The sequence below is a fragment of the Pseudomonas sp. P9_2 genome (genome assembly GCF_034008255.1).
Lineage (GTDB): Bacteria > Pseudomonadota > Gammaproteobacteria > Pseudomonadales > Pseudomonadaceae > Aquipseudomonas > Aquipseudomonas synxantha_A.
In genome coordinates this window covers 975,653-992,440 of record NZ_CP125376.1, presented here as the reverse complement: position 1 = coordinate 992,440, position 16,788 = coordinate 975,653, and the positions used below count along the sequence as shown (strand labels likewise).

General features: G+C 59.8%; 10 protein-coding genes. 6 read left to right on the top strand and 4 right to left on the bottom strand.

Annotated elements, in window-relative coordinates; translation table 11 throughout:
• The first annotated feature begins 281 nt into the window (after window positions 1–281).
• Entirely contained in the window at window positions 282–2,348 is a 2,067-nt protein-coding gene (locus QMK52_RS04335) for an AsmA family protein (protein WP_005784303.1), read from the top strand.
• Between the two features lie 71 nt (window positions 2,349–2,419).
• Here QMK52_RS04335 and QMK52_RS04330 read toward each other — a convergent pair whose 3' ends face one another.
• Both QMK52_RS04330 and QMK52_RS04325 read right to left on the bottom strand, forming a co-directional pair.
• Window positions 2,420–2,950, bottom strand: a complete 531-nt coding sequence (locus tag QMK52_RS04330; RefSeq protein ID WP_005784304.1) for a ferritin-like domain-containing protein — start codon at window positions 2,948–2,950, stop codon at window positions 2,420–2,422.
• A gap of 97 nt (window positions 2,951–3,047) precedes the next feature.
• A complete protein-coding gene (locus QMK52_RS04325; protein ID WP_005784306.1) occupies window positions 3,048–3,938 on the bottom strand; it encodes a DMT family transporter in 891 nt (296 codons plus the stop codon).
• Between the two features lie 97 nt (window positions 3,939–4,035).
• Here QMK52_RS04325 and QMK52_RS04320 point away from each other — a divergent pair, with 97 nt between their 5' ends.
• From QMK52_RS04320 to QMK52_RS04310, 3 genes are all read left to right on the top strand, one after another.
• Window positions 4,036–4,824, top strand: coding sequence for an AraC family transcriptional regulator (locus QMK52_RS04320; RefSeq protein ID WP_005784308.1), 789 nt, complete (start codon window positions 4,036–4,038; stop codon window positions 4,822–4,824).
• Window positions 4,825–4,895: 71 nt separating this feature from the next.
• Window positions 4,896–5,195: a PsiF family protein gene (locus QMK52_RS04315; protein ID WP_005784310.1), complete on the top strand. Its 300-nt coding sequence runs from the start codon at window positions 4,896–4,898 to the stop codon at window positions 5,193–5,195.
• 209 nt (window positions 5,196–5,404) lie between these two features.
• On the top strand, window positions 5,405–6,418 hold the full coding sequence (locus QMK52_RS04310; protein ID WP_005784311.1) for an AI-2E family transporter: 1,014 nt from the start codon (window positions 5,405–5,407) through the stop codon (window positions 6,416–6,418).
• A gap of 83 nt (window positions 6,419–6,501) precedes the next feature.
• On the opposite strand, the gene QMK52_RS04305 is transcribed toward QMK52_RS04310, so the two are convergent.
• Window positions 6,502–7,770 (bottom strand): Hsp70 family protein, encoded by a 1,269-nt coding sequence (locus tag QMK52_RS04305; protein WP_005784313.1) that lies wholly within the window; start codon window positions 7,768–7,770, stop codon window positions 6,502–6,504.
• Between the two features lie 238 nt (window positions 7,771–8,008).
• Here QMK52_RS04305 and QMK52_RS04300 point away from each other — a divergent pair, with 238 nt between their 5' ends.
• Together QMK52_RS04300 and QMK52_RS04295 are read left to right on the top strand one after the other, a co-directional pair.
• On the top strand, window positions 8,009–8,947 hold the full coding sequence (locus QMK52_RS04300) for a DnaJ C-terminal domain-containing protein (protein ID WP_005784315.1): 939 nt from the start codon (window positions 8,009–8,011) through the stop codon (window positions 8,945–8,947).
• Between the two features lie 83 nt (window positions 8,948–9,030).
• A complete protein-coding gene (locus QMK52_RS04295) occupies window positions 9,031–15,021 on the top strand; it encodes a dermonecrotic toxin domain-containing protein (protein ID WP_320403847.1) in 5,991 nt (1,996 codons plus the stop codon).
• Here QMK52_RS04295 and ureC read toward each other — a convergent pair.
• Window positions 15,018–16,718, bottom strand: coding sequence for an urease subunit alpha (gene ureC / locus QMK52_RS04290; protein ID WP_005784318.1), 1,701 nt, complete (start codon window positions 16,716–16,718; stop codon window positions 15,018–15,020). The two genes, QMK52_RS04295 and ureC, sit on opposite strands and share 4 nt — an antisense overlap.
• Window positions 16,719–16,788: the final 70 nt, after the last annotated feature.

The following is a 16,788-nucleotide window of genomic DNA, read 5'->3' as shown; positions in this document are numbered from 1 at the left end:
TAAACACAATGGTAATAATCAACAGAATTGATTGTTCCCTGCAAAGGCTCTAGATCGAGCCTCTCAAGCACGCGGTTTTGCACCGGGGTGGGTATTTTCGACACGAACCGGGGTAACAATGGTGCGCTGTCGATGATGAAATCTGTCTGCTTGATCAGGAAAATCGTTTTTTTCGGCTAAATCCGCCGTTGGGTTAAACCCTCCGGCACTTTGCCAGTCGTAGTTCTATTAGCTGTGTCAAAGGCTGTTGCCCAGCCAGTCGTATTCAGGAGCCCTGTGCAATGACGCGCACTCGTAAAATCGTCGCTTGGAGCTGCGCCAGCTTCGTTCTGTTAATCGCCATTGCGGTACTTGTGCTGGTGTTCTTCGATTGGAACCGCATCAAGCCGCCGCTCAACGCCAAGGTCTCCGAAGAACTGCATCGCCCGTTCGCCATCAACGGCAACCTCGCGGTGGTGTGGCAGCGCGAGCCCGATGAGGGCGGCTGGCGTGCCTGGGTGCCGTGGCCCCATGTGATCGCCGAAGACCTGACCCTGGGCAACCCGGATTGGTCGAAACAACCGCAGATGGTCACGCTCAAGAAGGTCGAGCTGCGTATTTCACCCCTGGCCTTGCTGGTGCAGCGCGTGGTGATCCCGCGCATTGACCTCACCGAGCCCAGTGCCCAGTTGCAGCGCCTGGCCGACGGCCGCGCCAACTGGACGTTCAAGTTCGATCCCAAGGACCCCGACGCCGAGCCCTCCAACTGGGTGGTGGATATCGGCGCCATCGGCTTTGACAAGGGCCATGTGACCCTCGACGATCAAACCCTCAAGACTCAGTTGGATGTGATCATCGACCCCTTGGGCAAACCCATCCCGTTTGGTGAAATCGTCGGGGACGCCGATGCCAAGAAGGCGCTGGAAAAAGGCTCGGCGCCTCAGGACTACGCGTTCGGCCTCAAGGTCAAAGGCCAATATCACGGCCAGAAGCTCGCCGGCACCGGCAAGATCGGCGGTCTGCTGGCCTTGCAGGACGCGGCCAAGCCGTTCCCGCTGCAAGCCCAGGTGAAAGTCGCCGACACCAGCATCGCCCTGGCCGGCACCTTGACCGACCCGCTTAACCTCGGTGCCCTTGACCTGCGCCTCAAACTCTCGGGCAGCAGCCTGGGCAACCTCTACCCGTTGACCGGTGTAACGTTGCCGGATTCGCCGGCCTATTCCACCGACGGCCATTTGATCGCCAAGCTGCATGAAGCCAGCGGCGCCTCATTCCGCTACGAGAACTTCAACGGCAAGATCGGCAACAGCGACATCCATGGCGACCTGGCCTATGTCGCCAGCCAGCCACGGCCCAAACTCAGCGGCGCACTGGTGTCCAACCAATTGCTGATGGATGACCTGGCGCCGCTGATTGGCGCAGATTCCAACGCCGAGCAAAAAGCCCGTGGCGGTGAAAGCAAACAACCGGCGACCAAAGTGCTGCCAGTTGAAGAGTTCCGCACCGAACGCTGGCGCGAGATGGATGCCGACGTGGAATTCACCGGCAAGCGCATCGTGCACAGTGCCGACTTGCCCTTCACCGATCTGTATACGCACCTGGTGCTCAACGACGGCCAACTGAGCCTCGAACCCCTGCGTTTCGGCGTGGCCGGCGGCAAGCTCGATGCGCAGATTCGCTTGAATGGCCGCATTACGCCGATGGAAGGCAGCGCCAAGCTGACGGCACGCAACTTCAAGCTCAAACAACTGTTCCCGACCTTTGAGCCGATGAAAACCAGCTTCGGCGAACTCAACGGCGATGCCGATATTTCCGGGCGCGGCAACTCGGTGGCGGCACTGCTGGGAACCTCCAACGGCGACCTGAAGATGCTGATCAACGATGGCGCCATCAGCCGCAGCCTGATGGAAATCGCAGGGCTCAACGTGGGCAACTACGTCGTGGGGCGCCTGTTCGGCGACGAGGAAGTGAAGATCAACTGCGCAGCGGCGGACTTCGGCATCAAGACGGGCCTGGCGACCACGCGGTTGTTTGTGTTCGATACCGAGAACGCCATCATCTACATCGACGGCACGGCCAATATGGCTACCGAGCAACTGGACCTGACCATTACGCCGGAGTCCAAGGGCTTTCGTCTGTTCTCGCTGCGTTCGCCGCTGTACGTCAATGGACCGTTCATCAAGCCCAATGCTGGCGTAAAAGCCATTCCGCTGGCGCTACGTGGCGCAGGCATGGTTGCCCTGGGCGTCATCGCCGGGCCGGCCGCCGGCTTGCTCGCGTTGGTCGCTCCAAGCGGTGGAGAGCCGAATGAATGCGCGCCGTTGCTGCAGCAGATGAAGGAAGGCAAGGCGCCTAAGACTGTGAAGTAACTGACCTACAGCTCAAACGAAATGTGGGAGGGGGCTTGCCCCCTCCCACATGGTTATTGCTATGTCGCTGATTACAGGTCTTGCAGAATATCCGCCATATCATCGGCGTGCTCTTCTTCCTGGGCCAGGATGTCTTCGAAGATGCGACGGGTAGTCGGGTCTTTATCACCGATGTACTGGATGATTTCACGGTAGCTGTCCACCGCGATGCGCTCGGCTACCAGGTCTTCGTAGACCATCTCTTTGAGCGAGTTGCCTGCCACATATTGAGCGTGGGAGTTCTTCGACAGCAGGTCGGGGTTGAACTCCGGCTCGCCGCCCAGTTGCACGATGCGCTCGGCCAGTTTGTCGGCGTGTTCGGCTTCCTGGGTGGCATGTTCGAGGAACTCATCGGCGGCGACGCTGGCTTTCAGGCCGTTGGCCATGAAGTAGTGACGCTTGTAGCGCAACACGCAAACCAGCTCGGTGGCCAGCGACTCGTTGAGCAGGCGGATGATTTCCTGACGGTCGGCGTCGTAGCCTTCGGTCACGGCACCGTTTTCGACATTCTGGCGGGCGCGGCTGCGCAGGGTCGCAATGTCAGTCAAGTGTGCTTCAGTCATTTCAATCTCCTGGGGCTAATCCGGTTGTACGCCACGCTCTGCCGGCGTGATCGCTATAGGTTGTGAGTCCCGGGCCAGGCGAAAAGTTTTATCGGATTTAACAGGATGTGTCATGAACACGTCTGACCGGTGTGGTCCAGCGCTCCGACAGGATCACTCCACCCAGGGTCAGCAAGCCACCCACCAGGTGATACAGCGCCAACTCTTCCTTCAGCACCACCGCTGCGATCAGTGCGGTAATCAACGGCAGCAGGTTGAAAAACAGCGTGGTACGGCTTGGCCCCAGGGTCTTCACCGAGTGCATCCACGCCAACGGCGCCAGCATTGAAGCCAGCAGGCAGGCGTACAGCACCAGCGGAATATTCGTCCAGCCCAAACCGGCCTTGGCCGAAAACAGGTACAGCGGCAGCAGCACCACCACCGCGACCAGCACCTGCAAATACAGCAGCACCAACGGCGGCAGGCGCAGTTGCCATTTTTTCAGCAGGGTGCTGTAGACCGCATAAGCCAGCGTCGCCACCAGCATCATGCCGTCACCCAGGTTGACCCCGTGTTGCAACAGCGCCCCCAGGCTGCCGGACGATACCACCACCACAACACCGGCGAACGACAGTACCGCGCCGGTCAGCGCGCCGAAGGTCAGGCGTTGCCCCAGGCTGATAATCGCGGCGGTCAACGCCATCAGCGGCATCAGCGAGAGGATGATGCCCATGTTGGTGGCGCTGGTCAGCGTGGCGGCGTAATAGGCCAGGCTTTGATACACCGCCATGCCCAGCACGCCGAGGATGAAGATCTTGCCCAGGTTGGGACGGATAAGCGCCCAGTTGGCAACGACCGGCTTGAGCATGAACGGGGTGAACAGCAGTGCTGCGAACAGCCAGCGGTAAAAGCCGATTTCAGCCGGGAAAATAGAGCCCACGGCCAATTTGTTGACCACGGTGTTGCCAGCCCAGATAAAAATGGCCAGCAGCGGATACGCGTATTGCATCGAAAGAAACCCAGTGTATTGACGAGGCGCGATTATCCCCTGTCTGGATCGAAGCCTATACTGCGATCCAGACAACCGACCTCTGAATCCAGACAACATGCCCCGACATACCGTACGCCTGGCGGATTTCCCCCGCCTGCCGAGCCCTGTGTACTTTCGCTATTCCGATTTCGCACCCGATACCGAGTGCACCCCGCATCGGCACAGCTGGGGGTCGTTGGACTATTCAGCCAACGGCGTGATGCGCATGGAGGTGGCTGGCAGCCGTTTTATGTCGCCGCCGCAGTACGCGGTGTGGATCCCGCCCAACACCGAACACAGCTCCTACAACGCCCAGGCGATTGTCTATCGTTCGGTGGGCTTGGCGCCGACGCTCTGCGAGCAGCTGCCTCAAGCGCCGTGCACGCTGACGATCAGCGATATTCTCAAGGCCATCCTCAGCGATTTCGCCCAGCGCGACGTGAATATCCCGCAATCGGACGCGGATATCCGCCTGGCCCAAGTGCTGGTGGACCAACTCAAGCAGGCGCCGATCCACGATGGCTTCCTGCCCTACGCCCGCCACCCCGGGCTGCTTGGGGTGCTGGAAGGTATGCAGGCGCAGCCCGCCGACAATCGCCCGCTCGGGCAATGGGCTGAGCAGGTACATGTGAGCGAACGCACCCTGGCGCGTCAGTTTGTGCGCGAGCTGGGTATGAGTTTTGGTGAATGGCGCCAGCGCCTGCGCTACCTGGCGGCCATCGAAGCCCTGGACAGTGACCGCAGCGTGCAGCACGTGGCATTTGACTTGGGCTACAGCACCGCCTCGGCATTTATCGCCATGTTCCAACGCCATGCTGGCTGCACCCCGGAGCACTACCGACGGACGAATATTCGTGGCCGGTGAAGTTGTAACAGCTTTTGACTACACTGCGCTGTAGGCCGTGCCCGTCGGCACGGTAACAGGGAGAAAACTCCATGAAGATGCTGCGTATTCCGTTGTTGATGATGGGCCTGCTGTTGTGTTCCCAAGGTTTTGCCGCCACTGCCCAGCAGAACAAAATGACCACCTGCAATGCCGAAGCCACCACCAAGACCCTCAAGGGCGATGACCGCAAGGCCTTCATGAAGACCTGCCTGTCGGCGCCTGCCGCCAACGATGCCAAGACCCTGACGCCGCAGCAGCAGAAGATGAAGGATTGCAATGCGTCGGCTAAAACCAAAGCGTTGACCGGCGATGCGCGTAAAACATTCATGAGCACCTGCCTCAAAGGTTAATCACGATTTCGCAGGCGCTGCAGATCAAATGTGGGAGGGGGCGTGCTCCCGATAGCGCCGTGTCAGTCAATCGATTCATTGGCTGATCCTCCGTAATCGGGAGCAAGCCCCCTCCCACACTTGATCGCATTCACAGTCGTCTCCCCTCGCTTGATGCCTGCAACGCTGGCAGACTGCCCATCCTTTAACGCCGTTCGTTTTGAGGCTGTATGCCAACGTTTTCTCAGCGTCATGTGTTGTTGCTGGCTAGCTACATCATCATTTTCGGCGGGTTGCTGCTGGTGCTGCCGCTCAAATTGCTGCCCAGCCTGCTGGCCGGCCTGTTGGTCTATGAACTGGTCAACATGCTCACTCCCCAACTGCAACGGCTGATCGAAGGCCGGCGTGCGCGCTGGTTGGCGGTGGCCTTGCTCGGCACCCTGATCGTCAGCGTGCTCGCCCTGATCTTCGCCGGGGCCATCAGTTTTTTGCTTCACGAAGCGGAAAACCCCGGGGCTTCCCTGGATAAATTCATGGGCGTGGTCGACCGCGCACGCGGCCAGTTACCGCCGTTCATCGACGCCTACCTGCCCGCCAGCGCCGCCGAGTTTCGCGTGGCCATCGGCGACTGGATGAGCAAGCACTTGAGCGAACTGCAACTGGTCGGCAAAGACGCCGCCCATATGTTCGTCACTTTGCTGATCGGCATGGTGCTCGGCGCCATCATCGCCTTGCAACGGGTGCCCGACCTGACCAAACGCAAACCCCTGGCCGCCGCGCTGTTCGACCGTTTGCATCTGCTGGTTCAGGCGTTTCGGAACATCGTCTTCGCCCAGATCAAAATCGCCGCGCTCAACACGGCTTTCACCGCCGTGTTCCTCGCCGTGGTGCTGCCGCTGTGCGGCATTCACCTGCCGCTGACCAAAACCCTGATCGTGCTGACCTTCCTGCTCGGCTTGCTGCCGGTGATCGGCAACCTGATGTCCAACACCCTGATCACCATCGTCGCGCTGTCGCTGTCGATCTGGGTGGCGGTGGCGGCGCTGGGGTATTTGATCGTGATCCACAAGGTCGAGTACTTCCTCAACGCGCGCATCGTCGGCGGGCAGATCAGTGCCAAGTCGTGGGAGTTACTGCTGGCGATGCTGGTGTTTGAAGCCGCGTTCGGTTTGCCGGGGGTGGTGGCGGGGCCGATTTATTATGCGTATCTGAAGAGTGAGCTGAAGTTGGGTGGGATGGTTTAGGCGCAGATGCGAGTTACAAGCTGCAAGCTGCAAGTGGAAGCAGCTTGGCTTTTACTTGCCGCTTGCAGCTGAAAACTTACCGCTTAAGACCCATAACGCTTGCTGGCCTCAATCGCCAACCCGCTGCCGATACTGCCGAAGATATTGCCTTCCACATGCCGCGCATTCGGCAGCATCGCCGAGATGCTGTGGCGCAGTGCCGGAATACCGCTGGAACCACCAGTGAAGAACACCGTGTCTACCTGGGCCACGCTCACCGAGGCGTCATTGAGCAGTTGCGTGACACTGCCGCGCACGCGTTCGAGCAGGTTGTCGATGGAGGACTCGAACAGCGCCCGGCTCAGGTCCACGCTCAGGCCGGCTTCGATACGGTCCAGTGGCACATGGCGGCTGTCTGCCTGGGTCAGCTGGATCTTGGTCTCTTCCACTTCCATCGCCAGCCAGTGCCCGGCGCGCTGTTCGATCAGCTTGAACAGGCGGTCGATGCCGCCGGTGTCTTCGATGTCGTAGCGCATGCTGCCCAGGGCCAGCTGGGACTTTTGCGAGTACACCGAGTTGATGGTGTGCCAGGTCGCCAGGTTCATGTGGTGGCTGGTAGGCATGTAGGCGCCGCTCTTCATGCGGCTGCCGTAGCCGAACAGCGGCATCATGCCGGCCAGCGAGAGTTGCTTATCGAAATCGGTACCGCCGATGTGCACGCCACCGGTGGCGAGGATGTCGCTCTGGCGGTTGTCGTTGTGACGGCGGTCCGGCGACAGGCGCACCAGGGAGAAGTCGGAGGTACCACCGCCGATGTCGACGATCAGCACCAGCTCCTCTTTTTCAATGGTGGACTCGTAGTCGAACGCCGCCGCAATCGGTTCGTACTGGAACGAGATGTCCTTGAAGCCGATCTTGCGCGCCACGTCCACCAGGGTGTTCTCGGCTTCCTGGTCGGCCATCGGGTCGTCATCGACGAAGAATACCGGGCGGCCCAGTACCACTTCCTCGAACTCACGGCCAGCGGTGGCCTCGGCGCGGCTCTTGAGTTGGCCGATAAACAGCGCCAGCAGGTCGGTAAACGGCATGGCCGTGCCCAATACGCTGGTGTCGTGCTTGATCAGTTTGGAACCCAGCAGGCTCTTGAGCGAGCGCATCAGCCGGCCTTCGTAGTTTTCCAGGTACTCGTGCAGCGCCAGGCGACCGTACACCGGGCGGCGCTCCTCGAAGTTGAAGAACACCACCGACGGCAAGGTGATCTTGTCGTCCTCCAGCGCGATAAGCGTCTCCTCGCCGGGGCGGATCCAGCCGACGGTGGAGTTGGACGTGCCGAAGTCAATGCCGCAGGCACGGGCTGGGGATGGGTTTTTCATGTCTATCGGGTTCCGGTTGAAAAACGGCCGCGCAGTGTATGCCAGTCGCAAGCGCTTGCGTAGGCCAACCATCCGTTAAATCGCGCTTGAAAGTACGGGATTTGCCCCCACATCTGTTACATACGGCTGATGCCGATAACACTTTGACGTACCCCCAGGCCGCAACCCTCACCAGGTGCAAACCAGCGCACGTTGCGCCCCGGGCAGTGCGATCTCGATAAAGGATGGTGAACCGTCGATGGATTTCAAAGATTACTACAAGATTCTGGGTGTCGAGCCGACGGCCGATGACAAGGAAATCAAGGCTGCCTATCGCAAGCTCGCGCGCAAATATCACCCCGATGTGAGCAAGGAAAAAGACGCCGAAGCGAAATTCAAGGACGCGTCCGAAGCCTATGAAGCGCTTAAAAGCGCCGACAAGCGAGCCGAGTACGACGAATTGCGCAAATACGGCCAGCATGGCCAGCCGTTTCAGGGGCCTCCGGGCTGGCAGAGTCGTAGTGGGTACAGTGGCGGTGCGGGCACCGAGGACTTCTCGGACTTCTTCAGCTCGATCTTCGGTGGCCGTGGTGATGCCTTCGGTGGCGGCCAGCGCCGGCCTGCCGGGCGCAAGGGCCAGGACGTCGAGATGCAGCTGACGGTGCACCTTGAAGAGACACTGTCTACCGAGTCCAAGCAGATCAACTTCCAGGTGCCGCAATACGACGCCTCGGGCCGGCACGTGAGCAACACCACCAAGAGCCTGAACGTGAAGATCCCCGCCGGTGTGGCTGACGGCGAGCGCATCCGCCTCAAAGGGCAGGGCGCACCGGGCATCGGTGGCGGAGCGAATGGCGACCTGTACCTGATCATCAAGTTTGCGCCGCACCCCAAGTTCGAAGTGGATGGCGAAAACCTGATCATCAACCTGCCGCTGGCCCCGTGGGAGTTGGCCTTGGGCGCGGAAGTGGCAGTGCCGACCCTCACCGGCAAGATCAACCTCAAGGTGCCCGCCGGTAGCCAGAACGGCCAGCGCATGCGCGCCAAGGGCCATGGCCTGCTGAACAAGGCCGGGCAGCGCGGTTATCTGTTTGTGCAGCTCAAGGCCGTGATGCCCAAGAGCAGTGATGAGGAGGTCAAGGCGCTGTGGCAGGAGCTGGCACAGAAGGCAGCGTTCAATCCTCGCGAACACTTCTGAGCAGGCTGGCTACATAGTTGGCACCAGCGCAAAAACGGCGCTGCATAGGATGACAATCTTTCTTATAACAAGGTTGTCATCCCATGCCCGATCTTCAGGCTATAGCCCCCTCCACGCTCCCGCCCGGTGAGCAGGGAAAACACTACGCGTTAATCAAACAGGCGATCCCGTCCTGCCTGGTCAGCAGTTCACCCGAGCGGCGCACGGCCCTCAAGCAGACACCTGCGATTATCCCCGAGTGGTACAGCGCCACATCTCAAGCGCAGAAGGATCAGCTCAACACACTGTTGGAGAGCCGTTGCCACTCCCTGAATGAGCTGGAGAAATCCCTGAGCAAAGTCCAGGCGCTGGAAGCATTCGCCCAGCCATTATTGGAAGCGGCATTGAAGGCTGCCGGCCATGCGCTGGACGTTAATCAAACCTGGTTGCGCCTGTATGTGCCGGTTGAGGATGCCTTTGGCAGAAAAACCGGGGGGGTCAGGGGCAAGACGTTCTCCTTGCTCAAGGCTGCCCTGGGCAACTTTGAGGCGCGGGAGACTAAGAAGGATTTTTTCGACAGTGTCTCGGGATTTATCACCCAGCCGGATACGCTTGGGCACTTTGAACGCCACGCCACGACCTTGAAAATTCATGAGTTCGCCCAGCTATGCCGTGACCTTGATTTGGGGCGTCAATACCAGGCTTATCTCAGGGCGCAGTTGAGGCCTAATGATGTACGGGTCCGCGCCGAGTTTCGGGATCGCTCCACCCGCCACCAGAAAGATGCCTTCAAGGCGGCGGCGTATCTGGCCTTGCTCAAGGGGGATATCGGTGCCACCGATTACGCGTTGCTGATGCGTGTGGCGGCTGGTGAAAAGGACATCATGGTCGATAACCAGGCGGTCGGTTACCGTTGCTTGAGCCTGATGAACCTGCACCTGCATGACTGTCTGATCATCGACCCCTGCGCCAAGCAGCGTTATTCGTGCTGGGTTATCGCCTACATCCCTGACCACCCCGACCACCCCATCAAGCGTTATGAAACGTTTAATGAGTTTCGCAACGAATTGACTGATCGCCTGACCGCGAGCACCAGCCAGGGGGCCGACCGTTCGAAGGGTGTACAAACGACGCAGTACCAGGAGTTTTTTGCCCGGTTTGTCGCCGATAAGGATCGCGCTTACTACTACCGCAGGCTGACCGAGCTGGCGGTGGATGCGCCCCCCCAACCGTTCGGCTCACAGTGGCTGCGGTCGGAATGGGGGCGTTTACTGACGGCCCCCTCTTTTACCTCCGGCTCGTCGCTGGGGGAGCCGCAACCGTCTGTGCGCGTTCCGATAACCGCCCCCGAATTCAACATTCAGGCCATCGAAATCGCCGGCCTCTGGCGGGCTGCGGACCTGTGGGTGTATCGCCATGCCAGTCTGCGCACGCGACTGTTTAATGATGCCCAAAACCAGGCCGTGAGCACTGAGGATGCTGACAAGGCATCCAGTTCCAGGCGCGCAGCCCATTTCCTGAGTATCGGCATGTTCGGCCTGAACCTGGTGGGGATGGCCGTCCCACCCTTGGGCCTGGTGATGGCCGGGGTGATGGCTGGTCAGCTGCTTTATGAGGTCTTTGAAGGCGCGACCGAACTCAGCGAAGGCGACCGTGAGGCAGGCTGGGCGCACATCACCGATGTGTTGGAAAACCTGGCGACACTGGCGGCGCAGGCGGTGGCGTTCCACTTCACAGTGTCACCGTTCATTGAACGGCTCAAAACCGTCACGTTGCCCGGCGGCAAGACTCGCCTGTGCAAGCCTGATCTTGCGCCCTATAAGGTGCCTGTCGAACTGGCCGCAGGTGCCAAGCCAGACGCTTTGGGCCTTTACTCGCACGACGGCCAGTTGATTTTGCCCCATGAGGGTGACCACTACCGGGTTGGGCAGAACTCCGTCACCGGCCAGTATCGTATCCAGCACCCCAACCGCCCTGGTGCGTATGAGCCGGTGCTGGAACATAACCATGCTGGCGTCTGGAGCCATGAGTTCGAGCAGCCGCTGACCTGGGACAAACCGACCCTGATGAGGCGCCTGGGGCTGGAACAGCGTGGGCTTGACGCCCAAACGCTGGAACAGGCCCGTATGGCCAGCGGTGTCGAGGAAGACGTCTTGCGCCAGACGTTTGTTGAGCATGACCCGGTGCCTTTGCTGTTGGATGACACGATCCAGCACTTCAAGGCTCATCAGGAACTGACGACGTTTGTCGAGCAAATGAAAAGTAGCGACCCGGCTGTCTATGCTCAAGCCGACCCCGTGCTGCAACTGCAAATCATGCGTCGACGAGGGATGTTGCCTGATGCGCCGTTACGGGTCAGGGTCAGTGGCAGCAACAGCAGGGTGTTGTGGGAGGAGACCTTCGGGGACGCCTCCAGGCGCGTAGTGGAGGTCAGTGAAAGCCAGTTGGCGGGCGGTGAGTTGATCAATCAGGTGCTATACAGCTTGCAAGGCGTGGAACCGGCGCTCAGGGAAATCCCCGGCAGTGCCGAAGAGTCGCTGGCGGTGCGGGCCGGCAAGCTGCGTGAACACATCGCCAACGTCGTCGATACCTTTAAGGGCTCGCTGGTCGAAGAGCGCTACCAGGCCTTGAATGCCACGAACGATCCTGATGTACGCCTGGTCATGGCGACTTACCCCAGGCTGCCGGCGTCGATGGCCACTGAGTTGCTTAGAAGGCTGAGGGCTGAGCAGTTGCAGACCTTTCGGGATAGCGGGTTTCTGCCCGAGGAAAGCATTGAACAGGCGAGGTGGCTTGAGCAGGAAGTTCGCGTATCACGTGCCTATGAAGGCCTGTACCTGGACACGCTGGCAGGTATTGATAGCCAGCGTCTGGCCTTGCGTACCCTGGAAATCTTGCCTGGATGGCAGCGCGGAACGCGGGTGGAGTTGCGTCACTACTCGGCCCAAGGCACGCTGCTGGATGCCATCGGTTCCCCGGATTCAACCACCACCAAGACCCTGGTGCTCAAGGACAATGGGTTGTTCGAAGCGCCCATGCCCAGGGATTTTTTTGGAGCGATCTGGGACTTGTTGTCCACCTCCGAACGCCAGAGCCTTGGGGTCACCGATGCACAGCAGTTGAAGGCCGCGATCCAGCAATCGCCGTTGCCTCGTGAGCCGCTGCGCACGGTGTTGCTGGAGCATCCGGTGCGCAAACCGACGCTTGATTCGACACTGAGACTACTTGGCGGTGGCGGCGGATCCAGCCGACAGGCGTCCAGCGATAGCGATGTCGATTTAGTGCACGAGCAGGTCACCGATCTGTTCCCTTTGATGGACGAGGAGGCCGTCGATGCGTTTGTTCTCACATTGGGCGACGATGTCGACGGTGGGTTGACACACTGGAAGACTGAGCTCAAAACGTTGACGAGGGAGTTGGATACCTGGGTTTACGCCAGTGGGCCGCCTGGCGATGCCGACTTTCCCGGCGCGTCCGATTTAGCCAGAGAGATCAAGAATCACTGGCGGCGTATGAATCAAGGCCCCCTGAAGCTGATGATGAGGGGCGATCTGGAACTACCGTTACTCAGCGCCGACTTCAGCCACGTTGAGGGACTTGAGATCTACGGTACCCGTTGGACCGGCAAGTCTGATGCTTTCCTTGCATCGTTCACCCACGTCAAGCATTTGGCCCTGATCGGTTGCGGGCTTACCGAGTTACCCGGCGCTATCGGTGAAATGCGCTCCCTGACTTCGTTGAACCTGACCGGCAATAATCTTAAGTCGACCCCCCCAACCAGCCGTATGCTGAGCAACCTCAGCACCCTTGTGACGCTTGATCTGCGCAGTAACCCGCTGGGTGTAGCCCCCGATGTCAGTGGTATGCCAGACCTGGCGGAGTTGAACCTGAGGAATGCGCAGATTGAGCAGTGGCCCTCGGGATTAACCGCACTGACTGGATTGAGACGTGTCGATTTATCCGAAAACCGCCTGCAGGCGGTTCCACCAGAACATTTGACACCCCTGCCTGAACAGGTTGAAGCGATCGCTCGCACAAACAACGTCCTGCTCCTTGAGGGCAATAGGTTTCCCACCGACTATTGGCAGCAGTTCGATCGCTACTGGCAGACGCTGACGCAAACACGGCCCGAACTGCTGCAAGGAGCCCTTGAGGGTGCCTTTGACAGTGGTAACCCAAGGCTTGCGGTCATGCAGAAACTTTATCCCGACAATGGCGTGCTCGTATCCCGGAAGATGATCTGGGCGCTGGGCGAGCGCGCTGATGCCGTGCTGGCCCAGCGTGAGCAGGAATTTAAAGCGCTCAAGCGTCAGTTAATAGCCTGGAACCTCTCCATCGAGCGTCAGAGTAATGAGCGCGTCGGGCCAAATGAGCGTCTGCTGGAATTCAACGGTCGTTATCACGCCACGCGCCGTATCACGAACTGCTGGAGAGCGGATAACCCCCTCGTTCCGGCCAGCGACGGTACGCTCATCGATATCGAACTGGACCTTAGTGGGTTGCGCCTGCCGAGCCTGCCCGACCTTGGCGAGAGTTTCATCCGTCCGACGGTACTCAAACTGAACCATCTGAACCTGCGCACGTCACCAGAACGTTTCCTGGCGCAGTGCCGCGGTGTGCGCTCGCTGGACATGTCGGATAACCATTTGTTCGAGTTGCCGCCAGCCGTGGGGAATATGAACGAATTGACCCGTTTGTCTCTGCAAAACAACCGCATCCGCTTGACTGCCGAGTCGGTTGCTCTCCTGTCCTCGCGATCGACACTTCGTGACTTGATACTCGATGATAACTTCCTCGGCCTGACGCCGGATTTCAGCCAGATGACCGATTTGCGTACCTTGCAGATGAGCAATGCGGGGATTGATACCTGGCCTGCAGGATTGGTTGAACGGACGAACCTGCTACGGGTCGATCTGAGCGAGAACAGTATTACCACTATCCCGGACTCAGTCATTGCACCGTCGGATGAGCAGTTGGCGCAGACGGCGCGCGTGACTCGTGTGACGGATATCAGCGAGAACCCGTTGACCGAGCAAACCCGGCGACAAGTCCACGAATATAGCCGGCGCCTTGAGGAAGCCGGGTTGATGTCTGAGGATCTTCCGAACACGCTACGGTTGACGGCTGATATTGCCCCTGACCGTGAGGCATCCGCAGACGGCCCGCAGGATCCATTTCTGCGTTGGTCCCAAGGCATGTCCCCGCAAGACGCGAGTAGCAAACGACTCCTATGGGGGGCATTGGAGCGCATACCGAGGGTCGCCCCGTTTTTTGACATCCTTGAGCGTCTGGAACCGACTGTCACCGACCACGCCGACATGCAGCGCCGCGTCTGGGAAGTGATCGAAAGCATCACCCAGGACACCGTCGAATCGGAAACCCTGCGCACGGAACTCCTCGACCTGGCCGGCGAGCCAGGGTGTTGTGACCTTGCGGCTTTCTCCTTCAGTAACCTGGAAGTGCGCACGCTGGCCTACAAGGCTCGTTTGCAGGCCACCGATCAGACCCAGGGCCTGCAATTGGCAAGGTTATCCAGGGGCTTGTTCCGCCTGCACGAAGTGGACAAGATCGCGTCGGCGGATATCCAGCGCAGCGAAGCCATCGTCAATGACCCCAGCGTGTCGGCGGACGACAAGTTGCCCCATACCGAACGCCTGGACGAAGAGGTTGAGATCCGACTGGCGTACCGTTACGGCCTCAAGGATCGGCTCCAGCTACCGGGGCAGCCGCAGAAGGTCGTGCATACCAACTGGGGCGGCGTTACCTCGTCAATGCTCGATACTGCCTATGACACGATCAGAGCCCTGGATAACTCTGCGCAAGAGCTTCAGGCGCTGCTGTCCAGGGACTTTTGGCAGGATTACCTGAAAGGCAAATACCCCTCGCAATTTGACGAACTGCGCAATCCGTTTCACGATCAGTTGGAGGACTTGCGCAGCAGGTTTGAATCCAAAACGATCACCGAGGCTCTTTACGATCAACGGGCCAGAGAACTTCAAGCGCAATTGCAAATCAGCGAGGCGGTGCTGATCGAGACACTGACCCGTCAGGAGTTGCTTGAGCATCCGCTGGACGTGGCTGAGGTCGTTACCTAAAACAAAAAGTAGCGCTGGGCCATGGGCAGTACGTCGGCCGGCTCGCACCACAGCAACTGGCCGTCGGCCCTGACCTGATAGGTCTGCGGATCAACCTCGATATCCGGCAGGTAATCGTTGTGGATCAGGTCGCTTTTCTGCACATCGCGGCAACCCTTGACCACTGCAATCTGCTTCTTCAATCCCAGGGCCTCGGGCAGGCCGGCGTCCTGGGCGGCCTGGCTGATAAAGGTCAGGCTGGTGGCATGCAGCGAGCTGCCGAAGCTGGCGAACATCGGGCGATAGTGCACTGGTTGTGGCGTGGGGATCGAGGCGTTGGCATCGCCCATCAGGCTTGAGGCAATCGCGCCTCCCTTGAGGATCAGGGTCGGCTTGATGCCGAAGAACGCCGGGCGCCACAGCACCAGGTCGGCCCACTTGCCCACTTCAATCGAACCGACGATATGGCTGACACCGTGAGTGATTGCCGGGTTGATGGTGTACTTGGCGATATAACGCTTGGCGCGGAAGTTGTCATTGCCGGGACCGTCGCCGGGCAGGGCGCCGCGCTGCTTTTTCATCTTGTCGGCGGTCTGCCAGGTGCGTGTGATCACCTCGCCGACACGGCCCATGGCCTGGCTGTCGGAACTGATCATCGAGAATGCGCCGAGGTCGTGCAGGATGTCTTCGGCGGCGATGGTCTCGCGGCGGATGCGGCTCTCGGCGAAGGCCACGTCTTCGGCAATGCTCGGGTCCAGGTGATGGCAGACCATCAGCATGTCCAGGTGTTCGTCGATGGTATTGCGTGTGAACGGCCGCGTCGGGTTAGTGGAGCTGGGCAGCACGTTGGGGAAACCGCAGGCCTTGATGATGTCCGGCGCATGGCCGCCACCGGCACCTTCGGTGTGGTAGGTGTGGATGGTGCGGCCCTTGAGGGCGGCGAGGGTGGTTTCGACGAAGCCGGACTCGTTAAGGGTGTCGCTGTGGATCGCCACCTGTACGTCGTATTGATCGGCCACGCTCAGGCAGTTATCAATGCTGGCGGGTGTGGTGCCCCAGTCTTCATGCAGCTTCAAACCGATGGCGCCGGCCTTGACCTGCTCGATCAACGGCTCCGGCAAACTGGCGTTGCCCTTACCGGTAAAACCTATGTTCATCGGGAACGAGTCGCTGGCCTGCAGCATCCGCGCAAGGTGCCACGGGCCGGATGTGCAAGTAGTGGCATTGGTACCAGTGGCAGGGCCGGTGCCGCCACCGATCATGGTGGTGACGCCGCTGGTCAGCGCCTCTTCAATCTGCTGCGGGCAGATGAAATGCACGTGGCTGTCGATGCCGCCGGCAGTGAGGATCATGCCTTCACCGGCGATCACTTCGGTGCTGGCGCCGATGGCCATGGTCACGCCGGGCTGGATATCCGGGTTGCCGGCCTTGCCGATGGCGTGGATGCGTCCGTTCTTCAAGCCAACGTCAGCCTTGACGATGCCCCAGTGATCAATGATCAGCGCGTTGGTGATCAGGGTGTCCACTACCTCATGGGCGAGCAACTGACTCTGGCCCTGGCCGTCACGGATCACCTTGCCGCCGCCGAATTTGACTTCTTCGCCATAGACGGTGAAGTCCTGTTCGACTTCGACAAACAGCTCGGTGTCGGCCAGGCGGATCTTGTCACCGACAGTGGGGCCGTACATGTCGGCGTAGGCTTGGCGGCTGATTTTCATGGGGTTGCCCTGATTAATTGTGTTGAATGTGAGATCGCTATCGCGGGCAAGCCCGCCCCCACATGTTGAT